The organism is Bernardetia sp. Wsw4-3y2 (assembly GCF_037126295.1).
Taxonomy (GTDB): domain Bacteria; phylum Bacteroidota; class Bacteroidia; order Cytophagales; family Bernardetiaceae; genus Bernardetia.
On sequence record NZ_CP147017.1, the window covers coordinates 4289979 to 4305560 of the forward strand.

Genomic DNA, 15582 nt, shown 5'->3' on the forward strand with positions numbered 1-15582 from the left:
TGTCGTTTTTAGTGGTTTAATTACACACTGTACACGACACGTTTGGGTAATGGTTACGAAAAAAAATAATAAAATAAATAGTATTTACTATAAATAAAATAATTAAAATATATGTATATTATTGTAACCATTGTTTAATGTTGTCGTTATTGTAAGTGTAATTAAAACACGAACTGACCATTATAAAAAATGAACACAACTGCCATCACTTTTATACACGAAGACTTACAATACGAATCTATTTTAGTAGAACATACAGAGTCTTATGATGAGCTTATGATGAATCTACATTGTAATTTAGATAAAAATAAAGCACCGACTTTAGTAGATGTAGTTATGTTTTTATACCAAAACAATTACAGCATAGCAGATAAGGATTTATTTTTTAACGAAAGCGAATACCAAGCAAGTGAATTATTTGATGTGGCAGATAATAAGACTGAATTCGCATTTGATTTAGAGTTTACTTTATACTAAATCGAATGAAAAAGCCTTTCAAAAACTAATTTGAAAGGCTTTTTTGTGCTGAATGAGGGACTCGAACCCACACTTACATTTCTGCAAAACAGGGCTTAAACCTGTCACGTCTGCCAATTTCGTCAATTCAGCATTTTGTAGCGATAGAGAGATTCGAACTCTCAAAACTTAGTTTCTAAAACTAATACGTATGCCAGTTCCGTCATATCGCTATTTTTCGCAGATAGTACAGGATTCGAACCTGTGTTACGAATGAACGTAAAATGAGTTAGCAACCCATCGTAATAAACCACTCTACCAACTATCTATATTTCTTGAAGAGAGTAAGGGATTCGAACCCTTGTATCTGTTACGATATTTTGTTTTCAAGACAAACGCAATAAGCCTCTCTGCCAACTCTCTTTTTTATTTGTATAACAGGCAAGATTCGAACTTGCGACCTCTTCATTCCAAATGAAGTAAACTACCACCGTTATCCTGCTATATATGAGCGAAATGAGAATTTCGAAATCTCAACCCTCAGTTTGGAAAACTGATGCTCTGCCTTTGAGCTAATTTCGCTTTTTTGAAATAGATGCGAGTGTTGGATTCGAACCAACGTATGTCGCATGACCCCAGCTTATGAGACTGGTGAGAAACCACTTCTCGAACTCGCATTATAATTTGTGGAAAAGATTGGATTAGCTTCGCTGAATACTTATTTCGAACCAATGACCATCGGTTCTTCAAACCGACACTCTACCAACTGAGTTACTTTTCCATTTTGCTACCTCGTCAAGATTCGAACTTGAAGAATCAGACTCAAAATCTGATGTGTTACCCATTACACCACAAGGCAAGATTTATTTTTTGCGAGAAAGGTAGGTTTAGCTTCGCTGAATACTTATTTCGAACCTACGACCTATCGGTTAACAGCCGATTGCTCTACCACTGAGCTACACTCTCGTTTTTTAGTGGGAAGGCTAGGATTCGAACCTAGAAAGCCGAAGCTCCAGATTTACAGTCTGGTGCAGATTGCCATATCTACAAACTTCCCTTTTGTTAGGCTAATAGGAATCGAACCTATGACTTTTTCAGTATCAGTGAAATACTCTAACCAACTGAGCTATAGCCTAATTTTCAGTATCAACCCTTATTAAATTTAGAAAGTTCCATCTACCATCTTTCTTTTCTAGGTTTGGGAGGAACAGGAGGATTTGGATAAAAAAAATCGCAATCTCTATTCTTTTCTACAACAGAAACTTTATTATCAGGATAAACCCAATACGCACTATCTTCTACATCAAAATAACCTTCATTTTCACCTACAGAAATAGTAAAACGTTTACAAGTTTCTTTGATTGCGCAGTCTAATCCTGCACATTTTGCTATATCATTCATGAAATTAACTTTCAATTATTTCATAATCATAATTTTCACTTTGTTCAATAAAAGTAGGATAAACATCATAGATACAGCCCTCAGCTTTTACCTTAAAAAGACCATTCTCTTTTTTGATTTCCAAAATAGGATGGTCTTCTCTTAATAAATATGCGATTAAATATCCTAAAGCCTCTCGTTCTGAAAGAGTAAATAGTGTGTATGTCATTTTATTTATTTTTATTAAAATAATTATCCACTCCTATCGCAATAGCTGTTGCAATAGTTTTTTGTCCTTCTTCACTTTTTAAGTACTCCAAATCACCACGATTTGTCATAAATGCACACTCAATCGTTACAGTCGGACAAATTGTATCTCTAACCATTTGATAATTCCAACCAATAGCTTTTCCTCTATTAAAACTCCAAACTCGGTCTGGTAGCCCTGTTCGTTTTACCATTTGTTCGTGTATAGCGATAGCCAGTTTTTTACCTTTTTTGCTATATTTAATTACCTCTCCTTCTTTATTTTTCACTTCCCAATAAAATGAAGCTGTACCACTCGCACTTGTGAATTCTATTTTATTTTCATCAATTTGATGAGCATTACAATGAACATCAAGACAAATTACGTTTTTATGTTGTCCCCAAGCTTCTTTAGTAATTCTGTTTACATGACCAACTACTATATTTAATGCTTTTTTTGCATCTGCGTTTTCATAATCGTAAGGATTGGCGATTATACATTCGTAACCCAAACTCTCTAACATTGGTATTGCTTTTTCAACAATCCATTTATTCAGTTGGTATTCTTTGATAATCGTTCCATCATCTTGCATAGGAGTTTCTTTGCCAGATGTATTAAGACCATGTCCAATTCTGAAAATGACAAGATTGTTTTTATTAGGATTGTTTTTTACAATTTCTTTCTCATCGTTCTGCTCTTTTTCTATTTCCTCAATCAAAACCTCAATCGGTTCTTTCTCTTTAGGCTTATCTTCCTCAATAACAATAGGAACTTCGATAATTATCTCATCATCAATTATTACATCTTTATTTTTATTCTCCAAAATTCCCAACCAAAATAAAATCGACTTTATACTTCTCCAAATCATATTCGTAAAATTTATACTCTCCTTTTAAACAATTTATAACAAATCAGTTGTTTTTTACAAAAATCACAATTTATAAGCACTATTTTTGATAAAATTAAAAAAATAAACGCTTTTTATTATGAAATTTGCAAAATAATTCAAATATTTTTATCATTTTTACAATTACATAGTAAAAACGTTAATAATTTCATAATCAATCATTTAATTTGTTACAAAAATGGCAGAGCAAAAAGTACACAACGAAAGTATAGAAGAATTGAAAGATGTAGTTTCTTTCTTGTGCGACACAGGTGAAGCTGTGGCTAGAATTCGAGAAGATGGCAAGACAGAAAAAGAAGAAGTAACCAAAGAAGGTTTTGGTCTTCTTATGAAATCCACAAAGTTAGTCGGTGTTCCACAAGCGATTGAGCAGCGAAAACTTTTAACAAACCCTGCAAAACGTCAAGAGCTTGTGGATTTCTTCAAAAAAGATTTTGACATCGAAAATGACGAAGTAGAAGAATTTGTAGAAGAAGCCTTAGAAGCCCTTGACAAACTAGTTAGTGTTGGTCAGAAGGGAGTGAATTTGAGAAAGAAGAAAGCAGCATAATCAAAAAAAGTAAAAGATAATTTTAAGTAAAAACAGAAGATGTTTCTAGGACTGGATAAACTATTTTCTTGGGCAAAAGGAGTTAAAGCAAAAGGCAATGACGAGTATAAACACGAGCCGAAATCAGACGAAAATAAAATAACTTCTTACAAGTATCCAATAAGTGGCGGTGCTAGAGGCTCTTCTGTTTCTGCTAAAAATTCATTGATAGGAAAAGATAAAGAAAGAGAAATCTTTCCAGAGTTTTCTTTAGAGTGGATTAGTATTTTACGCCACTATTCTGTTTTTGATAGAAATGTAGGGCGAGCTGTAAATAATAGTGTTGCTTTAGCTCAAACGTCTTATGAGATTGAACTTCCTGATAATCTATCTAAAAGAGATAGAAAAAGAATCATGGAAACGATTCGCATTTTTGAGAAGGATTCAAAGATAGACTCCTTTACAAGAAATGCTCTTCGTACAGTAACCTATTCAGGTGGACTGGCTGTTGATGCGATTTTATTTCTCAATCCGTATCCAAGTGCTGTTAAGCGTTTAGCGATTATGGATCTTGCAAATATTCGTTTCAATTACAATTCAGAAAAAGACGAGTTTATTGCCAAGCAGGTCAATGTAAACGTAGTCGGTAAATCTGAAATTATTCTTCGCAAAGAAACTTTCTTTTACGAATGTGTCAATCAGTTAGAAGAAAATCCGTATCCAGTTCCTGCGCTCTTGGCAGCCATGGAAGATATAGCCACTCAAAAGGAGATGCTAGATAATTTTAAAATTATCATTAAAAAATTGGGAATGATGGGCTTCTTGGAAGTTCTCGTTACTATACCCAAACAAAATAGAGGAGAGAGTGATGAGGCTTTCTACAGTAGATGCGAAACTCATATCGTTGAATATAGCAATGAAATTGAAAAAGGACTATCGAATGGCTATGCAATAGGTTATGAAGGATCGGCAAGTTTCAAAATGAATGCGACCAATATAAATTTCGGAGGAGCAGAAAAAGCCTTTGAAATTATCAATCGCCTTTTGAATAATGGATTGAATACCGATGGTGTATTTATGAATCAAAATAATAATACCTCTGAAACTTTTGCACGAGTTCTTTTGCAGGTTTTGATTGGTAACATTGATAGTGTTCAGAAAACAGTTGCTTCTGTTTTGAGTGGAGTTTTTCTACTTCATTTGAGATTACAAGGTTTTACCAAATTAGATTGGATCAATGTTGTTTTTGAAAAGCCATTGATTGGAGATTCTCTCAAAGAAGCGCAAACTGAATCTGTTAATATCGCCAATGCAAAAGCAAAAGAAGATGCAGGTTATATTGATAATGATATGGCAGCACAAGAATTAGGTTATGAAAAAGCATCTGGAATCAAAAAAGAAAATCCAGCAGCTACTACAAAAGTGGCAGTTGAGCCTGATAATACTACCAATCCTGACAAAGAAACAAATGTGGGATTGAGTGCAAAAAGAAATTTTGAAGAAACCGACTTCAAAGATGATTATCTGACTAAAAATACAGATAATTATTACAAAATTGTAAGTAAAAAATATAAATCAGCTTGTAAAAAAGTAATTGAATTAGTAGCTGATACGATAAAAGATTTCGGATTAGAAAATGAAAATGATTTAGTAACTATTTTTTTTCTAGTCATTGAGCAAAATTGGGATACTCTCTTTGTAGAAAATATCCAACAAAACATTGAAAACTATACACAAAAGGTGTATAAAAAGTATCGTAAAGACAAATCTATTTTCCCCAAAGAAGAGGAAACAAAAACAGAAAATTCGAAAGCTATAACAACCCGTTTTGTTTCTCCTCCAGAAGTAATAGAAGACTTTTTAGATACTCGTTTGATTGAGTATTTGGCAGAAACTGATAGCTTTTATTTAGGTAAATTCGTTACCGATGAAGCTGCAAAACGTCGTATTACTCAAATGTTACTTGATTTTTATGTAGCAAATGATGGTGAAATAGGTAATAGCCAAACACTGGGTGAGTTTGCTGAATTAATGGAAGTGCAAATGGATATAGAATTGTTTCAAATCCGTCGGATTATAGAAACAACAATGACCAACGCACGTAATTTTGCCAACATAAAGTATTTACATCAAGCAGAAATAAAAAGATTTAGAAGGGTAGAAATAGGAGATAGATTGACTTGTGCATATTGCCAGGCAATGGACGGAGATATTTACGAAGTAGCAACTGAAATAAGAAAAGCCGAAACATTCGTTTCTTCAAGTCCTGAAGATATTGTAAGTATTTCGCCTTTCGCTACAGCAATGGATTTGGATAGCTTTAAAAATATGAGTGCAGCAGAAAGACAAGCAGAAGGATTTGGAGCGCAAGCTGTGCATCCGAAATGCCGTGGAAGAATTGTCGCAGATATATAGTTTTAATATTTGATAGAATAATAGAATGGATGCAGAATTAAAAATAGTAGGTGCAATAGTAATCGTATTACTTTTTCTTGCCAATACAGGAATAGGAATTTGGATTTATCGCATTATGAAAAGCTCTGAAAGAGTAGTAGAGCTTGACAAGATTGTTTTAAAAAACGGAGAAGATATTCTCCTTGTTGAAAAGCAACTTGGTGTTGAAAAGCAGGCTCTAAGCGACAAACTTACTGCTGAAAGAGAGCAAAGAATAAAATATGAAGCTCGTGTGACACAAGTTGAGAAAGACTCTAATTCTTTAGTCAGTAAGCAAAATGAGATGTATGATAAATTTATTGAAACAACACAAAAATTTCAATCTATTGCTACAGAACTCAATACAACTATGAAGCATATTAATGGACACATAGAAGGTATTCAGTTGGATATTCGTGATATACGAGGACAAGTAGGCAAGTAAATTTTACAAAATAGATACGCTAAAATGATAATTTTAATTTTATAAAACGATATGGATAAGAATAAAACGACCCGCCCTTATGCGATACAAATCATCGGTAATGGGATTCCACAAATCAAAAACTTTGATACCAAGTACGCTTATATTCCTTTTAGATTGCTTTCTGCTGATTCTATTATTGGCGCAGGAGGTTGGAACTGTTCCTTTTTTCCTAAAAAAGTGCTGCAAGAAGCAGCTCAGATGTGGGAAGGACAAGTTTTACGAGTTGATCACAGTCTATCTACCAAGAACATCATCGGAAACATCGTTGAAGTTTGGTTTGATGAGGGCTTTATTCAAGATGGAGTGACTATTCCTGCTGGAGTGAATGGTTTCTTTAGAGTAAGTCGTGAAGAGTTTTCCAAAGAAGTGGAGCTACTCACTTCTGACCCTGCTGGTATTCGTGCAACTAGCGCAGGGGTTCAGTTTGAATTTAAGTATTCTCATGAGTTTGATGAAGAATGGGAATCTTGGTATAACATCGGCAATATAATCAATGGAGAGTTTTGTCATTTCATAGTAACAAAAATTACAGAAGTGATTGAACAGTCTGCCGTTTGGGATGGTGCAGATCCTTGTGCTGTGATGCTTGGAATGGAGGGAGATGATGTTGTTTTCAAGTACCTCAAAGAGAATAGAATCTTGAATGAAGCTCGTATGGATGAACTCAAAACCAAAACAGAAAATAAATCTCAATTCAAAACGGAATTCAAAAAAGAGTATCCTAAAGGAGTCGCTAAGCTTGCGAAGTTAACTTTTGGTAATCCAAACAAACCTTTAGACGATACTTTCGGTGAAGGACTAGGTAAAACATTTGATGATCACGAGAAAGAACTGAAAAATGTTATTGGTAAATCTAAAAAAGAAGAAACTAAAACAGAACCTCAAGAGGAAGAAAAATCAGATACTAGCCAAGAAAAATTCCAAGAAGAATTGAAGGCGAAAGAATCAAAAATCCTTCAACTTCAAATATCACTAGAAGAAGAGAAAAATGAAGTCGTTAAACTCACAACTCAGCTTGAAGTAGCCAATAAAAAGCTAAAAGCAAGTGAAGAGTTTGCCACTCTTTCAAAGAGTCTGTTAGAGAAAAAACGCAATTACACCAAAGAGGTATATGCAAAACAAGGAAAAGAACTTTCTGCGAATATTGAAAACATAATCATGAAAGCTGATTTTGATACGCTTGATGATTTGATTACAACATTCGGTGGCAAAGCCATGACAATTTATGGAGAACCTAAATGTTCAGCGTGTGGAGGAAAAGACTTTACCATTCGCAACTCTCAGCATAGTGATTTGCCTGATGAGCATAAAGCTGAAAAGGCAAATTCAAATGATGCGCTAGATAATTTTTATTTAACCCAAAATCTAAAATAAGATGACAGGAGATATTCAACCAACCAAAAAACCAACCTACGCAGGTGTAGGTATAGTAATGACTTTTAATTGTGCTATTGACTCTACTTTAGTGAAAGGGCAAGAAGTCGTTTTAAGTGCTGCTAATACGGTAGCAGCTCGGAGCGCAGCAAATGCTGACAATTTTGTAGGCATTGTAGACTCACTTCCTAAAGAGGGAAAAATTGGCATTCGTACTATTTTTCTCTGTGAAACGTATGGCACTACAGCTGATGGAACAGGTACGCTAGGAGGAAATGGTATTGGTGTTCGCCCAACAGGAGATGTCTTTAATAAGAATCCTGTATATACGATTGCTAATGGCACAGAAGATTATTTGGCTGTCATACTAGATAATTCTGATGGAGCAAATACTCGTTTGGGTATTTTATACACGCCTAGAATTTCTACTTACGCTTAGTTCAAGCAGATTTTATAGCTCGTAATAGTATTAAAAATAATTTATAAAAAAGTTCAAGATAATTTTAATTGGATATGGATAAGAATAAGAAAAAAGTAATTGGGTGTGAAATGACCCATCAATTCTTCGCTAAAAAGCGAGAAAACAAAGGCGAACTCTCTAAAGAGGCTGTAGCTGAAGCAGGAGATGCTGCTCGTAAAAGCTTCTCCGAGTTTGCAGACTTTGTCTATAAGATTCGTAGTGGCTGGACAAATGATAAAAATGAGAAATACCCTCCTGTTAACCTTTCTACTGATGCTGCTTTAAAAGCTTTTTATGGTGCTGAATCTACTTATGAATTCTTAAAACTCTTTGGTGTAAATCCTGAAACGGATACGTTGGAAGGAATGGCTCGCAAACTGACAGATAAAGAGAGTTTTACGCTAAATCCATCTCAAGTGATGGATATGCTGACAGCACAAAGTTTTCATACGATGTATGGAGTACAACGAGGGGATTACAGTCCTGAGTTTTCCTTTTTGCTACCTCAAGTTATTTTGGATGCCATTTATTTGGGATATACCACTTCAGGAATGCACCTCAATTGGATTATCAGGACTCAAAGTACCAATGGTCAAGACCGTGCAACCTTCCCTTATATTATTATGGGAAATGGAGCTGTTGGCAAAACAGCAGAGGGTGCAGATGCTAAATTTACAGACATCGAAGTAGGTCAGAAGCGTCCAAAAACTACCAAATTGATGGGTGGAATTAAGATGACCTACGAGGTATTGAGAAGTACCACCCTTATCAATTTGGCTGATGCTTTATCGTATATCGGAGAGCAAATGGCAATGAAAGCCGATGCGATGGCAATGAAAGTCTTGATTAGTGGAGATATGGCTGATAATAGCGAATCTGCACCTATTGTTGGAGTAGGTACAACAGGAGAGTTTAAATCAAAAGACATCAAACGAGTAATTGCTCAAATGGCTCGTCTTTCTTATTCATCAAGCCGAATGATTACAGGTCTAGACACAGGAATGGACATCGATGATTTACCTGAATTCAAAGGATATAGTGGTGAAACGAAACAATTCCGTTTACCTCCATTGGGTGTTCCTCAAGATTTTACTCGTGAGATTTTCACGATGCCTTCTGATAATCAAGTTCTTTTACTTGATCCTCGTAAAACGATGATAAAATTAGAGGAAACAGGAATTATGATTGAACAAGATAAAAACATTGTCAATCAAACAGTAATGGGAATGGTATCTATGAATCTTGGTTTTGCCATTGCTCGTCGTAATGGAAGGGTTGTTTTGGATAAAACGATTCCTTTTGCAGATGATAAATTTCCGTCTTACATGGATGTGGATGCTCTTTTATCAGAATTTTACACTGACTAGACTTTGTCTAGTTGGTGCTATTTTCTTTTTTATAATCACACAAAACTAATTATTCAGTATGGAAACTATATTCGTCACCATTTCGCCTCAAGGCAATCAGTTTTGGGACCCAAGCAACAAGAAACAAAAAATGCTTGTTGGCAAAGGAATTTTTGAAGTTCAACATACAGCAGCTATTCAACAAGGAATTGCCAGTGGTGCTTTATCAAAGTCTTCAAAAGGAGAATTTGATAGACAAGAAGCTGCTAAAATAGACAAGCTGAGTGAGCAAACTTCAGAAGAGGAAATTCCAAAAGAGGAAGTTGATAAAACTCCTGAAACACCAAAAGCAGAGGATAAAAAACCTGCTACCAAAACAAGTACCGCTAAAAAGTAAAATAGTATGCCATTAACCATCGCAGATATTATTCAGAATAGATTACCATTTGTAGATTTTACAAATACGGCAATTGCTTCTCGTTTGGATAAAATTATAATGGAAGTTCAATGGACATTGCAAAAGCCTTTAAAAAAGGAAGATGCCGATGTAGAAATTGAATTAAATTATAACCAACAAGAAATAATATTGATTGGTGTTTATTCGGCATACTTAGCTCTTTTTAGAAAGGTAATTACAACACTGGCAGGAGATGCTGAAACTTCTGAAGAAGCGTCTACCAAAACCTTGAAAAAGGCAAAAGCTGATGTGGTAGAAGCTGAATTTCATACTAGTAAAGCAAGCGATGGCTCTTCTATTCAATTAGATACAGGAACATTGCTTGATTTACTAAAAGATGAAATCTGTGATACGGCTGCACTTTTGGGTATTTCTCTAGTGATTTGTGATACTTGTAGTAAGAATCCACCTTTTGCTTTTCGTGTCAATAAATGGTAACCAAAACTTGAAAGTGATATGGCTAATTTATTCAGCACAAGCGATTTGAATCAAATCAATAAAGCTTTTCAAGAAGATATTCCAGATACCTTTTTGAAAAATGATATTATCTACCACCAAGCAGGTCAGATTTATGACCGTTTTATGGAAAGTAATGACGATCAAGCATTTAGAGATATTCCTCTTAAAGGATTGATTGTAGATAGTGATTCAAAACAAGATGCAGCAGTCAAATTTTCTCAAATGGGAAGAACAGATATGTCAGAACATTACGTGCTTATCAATTTTGCACAATTAGAAGCAAACGGCTTGGTAGATGCAAATAGAGAAATTTTACTACAAGCAAATGCCGATTATATGACGTTGCGTGGAGAGCGATATGAAGTTACCTCAGTTACTCAAGTACCTGATTTAGCAACGCTAAAAACGTATGTAAAAGTCGTTTATAGAGACAATATAAGACCAAAAAGATAAAAAACTATGCCTGTCAAACGAACTGGAGATTTTGGAAAAGCAAATAAACTATTGAGCAACTTTGTTGAAAATGTAACGAAAGCAGAAAAGAATATTCTAGCTAAAGTAGCCTTGAAAGCCGAACAATTAGCTGTTGATAGGATAAAGTCGCAACCTTCAGAATGGAAAAGACTCAGTCCTGCTTATCTAAAACGTAAGCTAGGAATTGCTGGTGGAAGGCTTAGAAAAGATGGTAAAAAGGATAGAAGATTTAAAAATAAGTCTGAAAAGATTTTGATAGCTTCTTCTACCTATATCAACTCTATTACATCCAATGTAAGCTCTTCATTAGTTGCTTATGCAGGAGTTCCTAAAAATGCAAGATATGACAATGGCGAAAGCGTAGCTAAAATAGCAACTGTTCATGAATACGGTTCTACCAAAAAAAATATTCCTGCTCGTCCTGTTTGGATGGTGGTGAAGAATCAAATGGAAAACTATATTCTTACTTCGCCTGAAATTCCAAAGGAAATGAAAGGAGCTTTGTTGAGAGGAATGTAAAATTATTTATTCAAAATTTTAAAAGTAAAGAAAATATGGACGGAGATTTAATACAAAGCGCAAAAAAAACTAGAGAAGAGACTTTCAAACATCAAGTAGATAAAATAAAAAAATATATACAAAAAGCTGTTTCTGAAGAATCTGCTTGTTATACACATGTTCCTTTTCAACTACAAGATGATACAGAAGAGCTTCTTAAAAGACAAAAATATAAAGTAGTTTTTCTTAAAAATCAAACCTGTAAAGATGAAAATGGAAAGACTCATACATTAAATCTTACGAAAATTAGTTGGCGAGAAGAATTAGTTGACGAGGAGAATCTAAATAACTCTAATTAATAATGCACTTCGAACTCCAAGAAATAGACCGAGCCTTTTACGATTATTTGCGAAGGGAATTAGTTAGAAATAATCTATTACCTGATATTTCTATTCTTTCAAAAGCTGATTTTTTACTTCAACTTAAGGCAATGATTGACAGTCCAAATTCAAAAGTAGTTGAGATTTTTGGAGTTGGAAATGTAAAGGATAGAGGAGCTGTCGAAGTAAATAAAATTACTATTGATAGAATTGACATAAGCCCTGCTGATATTGGAGCTTGGGCAACTGTTCATTATCAAAAAAACGAAGCTGAAACAGCGTACAATAAGTATCAGCGTCCAGCAGGAACATATAATCTGATCTATCAAATTGGATATGTTACCGATAGCACGGTAGAAGATAGAAGACTTTTGAATATGGTTTTATGGGTTTTCGGTACAATGGGCTGCAAAAATGGTATCAAAGAAGACTTTTCAAAAACAGAAAACTACTTTGATTATAAGCAAGTAGATTTCAAAGACAACTCGGACGGAGATTATTTTGAGAGAATATTTAGATACAGCGTTCAAAATGTATTCATAACACCAGACACATTGATAAGTGATGAGATAGGAATTTTGAACGAGATAACCATAGAAGCAAAAAACATTCAAGACAACGAATAAAGATTTTTGATAGAATAAAAATTGATTTGATAATTTTAAACGATACAATAAAATGGCAGGAAGACCACAAACCACCGTTTCTTTTAGAGAAGATACCCAATCCACCTTTAGTTTAGGTGTTGCAAAATTTGCTGTGCAAGTCGTAACTGAGCGTGGTGTTGCAAACCAACCTAAAGAAGTCAGAACGGAAAGAGAATTTATCCAATATTTTGGAAAAATTACACATCCCACAGCCGAAGAAGCCGTTCGTGCCTTGCGAAAAGGAGCAATTCTTATTGTCAATCCTTTGCATAAGTTTACTACTGGCTCAACTACAGGAACAAAAGCAAGTGTAGAAATTACAGTTGGCGCAGAAACGTTGACTGTTACAGCAAACGAAGTTGGCGAAGGATACAACGGAATTATTGTAAAAACTTCATCTCCAAGAAGCCGAAAAGCTGATGTTGTAGATTTGACTATTTCAAAAGGAAGTGAGTTTTCAGAAACTGTCTATGACATTCCTGTTTCTTTTACAGCTTCAGTAGTTATTGCCATCAATAAGAAACTACTCAATGTTTCTTTGTCTATTTCAGACACGCTTACTCTTGCAAATACACTTACAGGCACACTTGCATCAGGTGCAAAAGATGCTAGTACATTACTTCCTGCTGATATTATTGCAGCTCTCAATGCAGCTTTTGAAGACTTTGATTTTGGAGATATTTTCCATATCGTCAACCTTTTCTATGCTGATGTTGAAGTAGATGCTGCTTTTGTTGCCTTGGCAGAAGCCAACAAACTCTCTGCTCATTTGCCTTTACCTTTAAATGTTTCGGCTGTCGATGCCATTGCACAACGAGAGGGAACAGGCTCTTTTATGCATCAACCAATTAATTCAATGTTTGCAGAATATTGGATGGGTCAGATTGAAGTGAGAAGTATTCAGGACCCAACTCAAATCATGGATTTACATCCAATGGCTGAGGTTATGGCTGCCATTACTAAAAAAGATGCTATCGGTCAGTGGCTCAGCGCATCGACTGCTGAGTTTGGTAGGTTGGATGGCGATGTATTGAATGCTCGTAAGTTTACCAATTCTGAACTGGATCAACTCTATGATGCAGGAATCAATTTTGTATCTCGTGTTTCTGGGCTGGGTGTAAAATTGAATGGAAACAATTCCCTTTGGAGAGATAAGTCTCAACTCGCTAGTAAAAGAAATATTGGCGATTTGACAATTTACAATCTTCGTTGGACAGAAAGGCTTGGTAATAAATATATTAGCAAACCTTCTGACATTCCAACCTTTAGAGAAATCTATAGAGAAGCCTTGGAAACCATCAATGATTTGATTGCACGTAGAGCCATTACAGAAGACTATGTTTGGGTAGGTGACCAAGAAGCAACTACGCTTGATGATTTGGTATTGAATGATAAAGTAAAAGTTCAGTTAGGAGAATACAAAATTGAGTTTTATGTAACGCCAATCGGTTCTTTAGAGCAAATTGGTATCGAAACAGTCAATACCCAAGGCGCAAGTGCTGCCTCTGCTGTTCTTTTGTAAAAAGAAGTTTTTGAAAGTTTTAATTTTTGATAGAATAAAAATACGATAACTATAAAATAAAAGTATCATGGAATCAAATGGAAATGTTTTAAACAAAGCAAAATTCAGACTTGAAATAACAGGTGTAGATGAGTTTTTAATTCAAGAAGTACAACTACCAGAGCGAGAGATCGAAGCAGTAAAAATACAAGGTTCAATAAATGGGTACGAAATGGAAATACCGACAAAAAAGAAAATCGGTAGAATGACTACCAAAAAACTCGTTCCTATTGCACTACCTGATAATTATATTGACAAATGGCATGATGATGTTTTGACGCTACCAAGACAAGAATACGCTCGTTTTGCTGTGCTTGTACAGTTAGCTCCTGATGGAAAAACACCTGTGAAAACGTATGATTTAGGAGAGATTTTTCCAGTCAAAATTTCGCCTGATGGTCTTGTTCGTAATGCTTCTGAATTATTCTATGAAACGATAGAGTGGTCGGTAAGTCGTTTGAAGGTATTGTCAGCGTAAATAATTATTGGAATTACTCTAATTACTCATTTAAAATAATTGATAGAATAGAAATTATAATTCATAAAAACAATGAACACAAAAGTATATAAACTCCAGTCAGGTGTAGAAGTAGAATCAGAGTTTATCACAGGAAATCATTTGGAGATTTTCTCTAAGCAAGGCACAAAGAACAACAAAACAAAAATGTTACTTGCCCTTGTAAAACGAATAGGCGACAATACGAATGTCAAACTCGCAGATATTGAAAAGATGCCTATCAATGACGTAACGGATTTGATGATTCAGCTTCGCCAAGATTGTTATGACCCAGAAATTGGGTTTGTGTTAGAATGGGAAAATCAACAAAAAAACAAATTCAAACACGAACATTCTATTGAGCTTACAGAAGACTTTTTTGAGAAACAAGCTCCTGAAAAACAAGTAGCTTCTTATGATGAGCTAGAATATAAGTATGATATTGAGCTTCCAGTTTCTAAGCAAAAAGTGCGTTTGAGAATTTTGACACAAGGCGATTTGGATAAATTGGGAGGAACAGTAAACCTTCAAGATGTTCATTTGAACACTCTTTTGGAATGGAGAAAACCTGTCATCATCACAAAAGATACCAATGCTGATGGTAAAGAAGTGGATAGAGAAATGAAGTGTGACCTCAAAAAACTCATCGCAAGAGATTTGTCTTTCCTACAAAAACAAGTCAATCTCAAAGAAGGAAAGATAAATACATCCCATGAGTTTACGCATCCAATTGAAGAGCTTTCTTTCCTGCCAAAACAAACTGTCGATATTGTAAATTCTATTGGTTTTTTGTTCCCTTCTCTGTAGAAGAATTGGATGAGATGTGGTGTACTATACACTATGCAGGTCTTGGTATCACTTTTACAGAATTTTATAGTCTAGAGTTCAAGCGAATGACACGTATTTTGGCTTGGCTCAATAATCAAAAAGCAAAAGAGTTAGCAGATTCAAAAAGTTAATGTGAGGGCTATGTGATTGTATGACGATAAAT

20 protein-coding genes and 11 tRNA genes are annotated in these 15582 nt (G+C 34.8%); 17 read left to right on the plus strand and 14 right to left on the minus strand.

Features of this window, described 5'->3' with window-relative positions; all coding sequences use genetic code 11:
- Positions 1–189 precede the first annotated feature (189 nt).
- Positions 190–477 carry a hypothetical protein gene (locus tag V9L05_RS17725; RefSeq protein ID WP_338813179.1) on the plus strand — a complete coding sequence of 96 codons (288 nt, stop codon included), beginning with the start codon at positions 190–192 and terminating at the stop codon, positions 475–477.
- 46 nt (positions 478–523) lie between these two features.
- Here the strand turns inward: V9L05_RS17725 and V9L05_RS17730 are convergent.
- The 14 genes from V9L05_RS17730 to V9L05_RS17795 form a co-directional block, all read right to left on the minus strand.
- A tRNA-Leu gene (locus V9L05_RS17730) sits at positions 524–609 on the minus strand.
- Positions 610–615: 6 nt separating this feature from the next.
- Positions 616–689: transfer RNA gene (locus tag V9L05_RS17735), tRNA-Leu, on the minus strand.
- 8 nt (positions 690–697) lie between these two features.
- Positions 698–784, minus strand: a tRNA-Ser gene (locus V9L05_RS17740).
- Positions 785–794: 10 nt separating this feature from the next.
- Positions 795–879: transfer RNA gene (locus V9L05_RS17745), tRNA-Ser, on the minus strand.
- Between the two features lie 10 nt (positions 880–889).
- Positions 890–961 (minus strand) — tRNA-Pro (locus V9L05_RS17750).
- 5 nt (positions 962–966) lie between these two features.
- A tRNA-Gly gene (locus V9L05_RS17755) sits at positions 967–1038 on the minus strand.
- A 13-nt stretch (positions 1039–1051) separates the two neighbouring features.
- A tRNA-Met gene (locus tag V9L05_RS17760) sits at positions 1052–1133 on the minus strand.
- Positions 1134–1143: 10 nt separating this feature from the next.
- Positions 1144–1237, minus strand: a tRNA-Phe gene (locus tag V9L05_RS17765).
- A gap of 92 nt (positions 1238–1329) precedes the next feature.
- Positions 1330–1422, minus strand: a tRNA-Asn gene (locus tag V9L05_RS17770).
- Between the two features lie 9 nt (positions 1423–1431).
- A tRNA-Tyr gene (locus V9L05_RS17775) sits at positions 1432–1513 on the minus strand.
- A 5-nt stretch (positions 1514–1518) separates the two neighbouring features.
- Positions 1519–1592, minus strand: a tRNA-Ile gene (locus V9L05_RS17780).
- A gap of 40 nt (positions 1593–1632) precedes the next feature.
- Positions 1633–1857: a hypothetical protein gene (locus V9L05_RS17785; protein ID WP_338813180.1), complete on the minus strand. Its 225-nt coding sequence runs from the start codon at positions 1855–1857 to the stop codon at positions 1633–1635.
- 4 nt (positions 1858–1861) lie between these two features.
- Entirely contained in the window at positions 1862–2065 is a 204-nt protein-coding gene (locus tag V9L05_RS17790; RefSeq protein ID WP_338813182.1) for a hypothetical protein, read from the minus strand.
- A 1-nt stretch (position 2066) separates the two neighbouring features.
- Entirely contained in the window at positions 2067–2951 is an 885-nt protein-coding gene (locus V9L05_RS17795) for an N-acetylmuramoyl-L-alanine amidase (RefSeq protein WP_338813183.1), read from the minus strand.
- A 217-nt stretch (positions 2952–3168) separates the two neighbouring features.
- Between V9L05_RS17795 and V9L05_RS17800 the strand changes: the two genes are divergently transcribed.
- The 16 genes from V9L05_RS17800 (at position 3169) to V9L05_RS17875 (ending at position 15550) form a co-directional block, all read left to right on the plus strand.
- On the plus strand, positions 3169–3540 hold the full coding sequence (locus V9L05_RS17800; RefSeq protein ID WP_338813184.1) for a hypothetical protein: 372 nt from the start codon (positions 3169–3171) through the stop codon (positions 3538–3540).
- A 39-nt stretch (positions 3541–3579) separates the two neighbouring features.
- The gene (locus V9L05_RS17805) at positions 3580–5934 is read left to right on the plus strand and encodes a hypothetical protein (protein ID WP_338813185.1); all 2355 of its coding nucleotides are present in this window, start codon (positions 3580–3582) and stop codon (positions 5932–5934) included.
- A gap of 25 nt (positions 5935–5959) precedes the next feature.
- Positions 5960–6397 carry a hypothetical protein gene (locus tag V9L05_RS17810; RefSeq protein ID WP_338813186.1) on the plus strand — a complete coding sequence of 146 codons (438 nt, stop codon included), beginning with the start codon at positions 5960–5962 and terminating at the stop codon, positions 6395–6397.
- Between the two features lie 51 nt (positions 6398–6448).
- The gene (locus V9L05_RS17815) at positions 6449–7813 is read left to right on the plus strand and encodes a hypothetical protein (protein WP_338813187.1); all 1365 of its coding nucleotides are present in this window, start codon (positions 6449–6451) and stop codon (positions 7811–7813) included.
- Position 7814: 1 nt separating this feature from the next.
- On the plus strand, positions 7815–8252 hold the full coding sequence (locus V9L05_RS17820) for a hypothetical protein (RefSeq protein WP_338813189.1): 438 nt from the start codon (positions 7815–7817) through the stop codon (positions 8250–8252).
- A gap of 110 nt (positions 8253–8362) precedes the next feature.
- The gene (locus V9L05_RS17825; protein WP_338813191.1) at positions 8363–9640 is read left to right on the plus strand and encodes a hypothetical protein; all 1278 of its coding nucleotides are present in this window, start codon (positions 8363–8365) and stop codon (positions 9638–9640) included.
- A 58-nt stretch (positions 9641–9698) separates the two neighbouring features.
- Positions 9699–10016, plus strand: coding sequence for a hypothetical protein (locus V9L05_RS17830; protein WP_338813193.1), 318 nt, complete (start codon positions 9699–9701; stop codon positions 10014–10016).
- A 6-nt stretch (positions 10017–10022) separates the two neighbouring features.
- On the plus strand, positions 10023–10514 hold the full coding sequence (locus V9L05_RS17835) for a hypothetical protein (protein WP_338813194.1): 492 nt from the start codon (positions 10023–10025) through the stop codon (positions 10512–10514).
- 18 nt (positions 10515–10532) lie between these two features.
- Entirely contained in the window at positions 10533–10988 is a 456-nt protein-coding gene (locus V9L05_RS17840; protein WP_338813195.1) for a hypothetical protein, read from the plus strand.
- 6 nt (positions 10989–10994) lie between these two features.
- Positions 10995–11528 carry a hypothetical protein gene (locus V9L05_RS17845; protein ID WP_338813196.1) on the plus strand — a complete coding sequence of 178 codons (534 nt, stop codon included), beginning with the start codon at positions 10995–10997 and terminating at the stop codon, positions 11526–11528.
- A 35-nt stretch (positions 11529–11563) separates the two neighbouring features.
- Positions 11564–11866, plus strand: coding sequence for a hypothetical protein (locus V9L05_RS17850; protein ID WP_338813198.1), 303 nt, complete (start codon positions 11564–11566; stop codon positions 11864–11866).
- Positions 11867–11868: 2 nt separating this feature from the next.
- A complete protein-coding gene (locus tag V9L05_RS17855; protein WP_338813199.1) occupies positions 11869–12513 on the plus strand; it encodes a hypothetical protein in 645 nt (214 codons plus the stop codon).
- Positions 12514–12565: 52 nt separating this feature from the next.
- Positions 12566–14056: a hypothetical protein gene (locus V9L05_RS17860; protein WP_338813200.1), complete on the plus strand. Its 1491-nt coding sequence runs from the start codon at positions 12566–12568 to the stop codon at positions 14054–14056.
- A 67-nt stretch (positions 14057–14123) separates the two neighbouring features.
- Positions 14124–14573, plus strand: coding sequence for a phage tail protein (locus tag V9L05_RS17865; protein WP_338813201.1), 450 nt, complete (start codon positions 14124–14126; stop codon positions 14571–14573).
- A gap of 72 nt (positions 14574–14645) precedes the next feature.
- The gene (locus V9L05_RS17870) at positions 14646–15398 is read left to right on the plus strand and encodes a hypothetical protein (protein WP_338813202.1); all 753 of its coding nucleotides are present in this window, start codon (positions 14646–14648) and stop codon (positions 15396–15398) included.
- A gap of 14 nt (positions 15399–15412) precedes the next feature.
- A complete protein-coding gene (locus V9L05_RS17875; RefSeq protein WP_338813204.1) occupies positions 15413–15550 on the plus strand; it encodes a hypothetical protein in 138 nt (45 codons plus the stop codon).
- Positions 15551–15582: the final 32 nt, after the last annotated feature.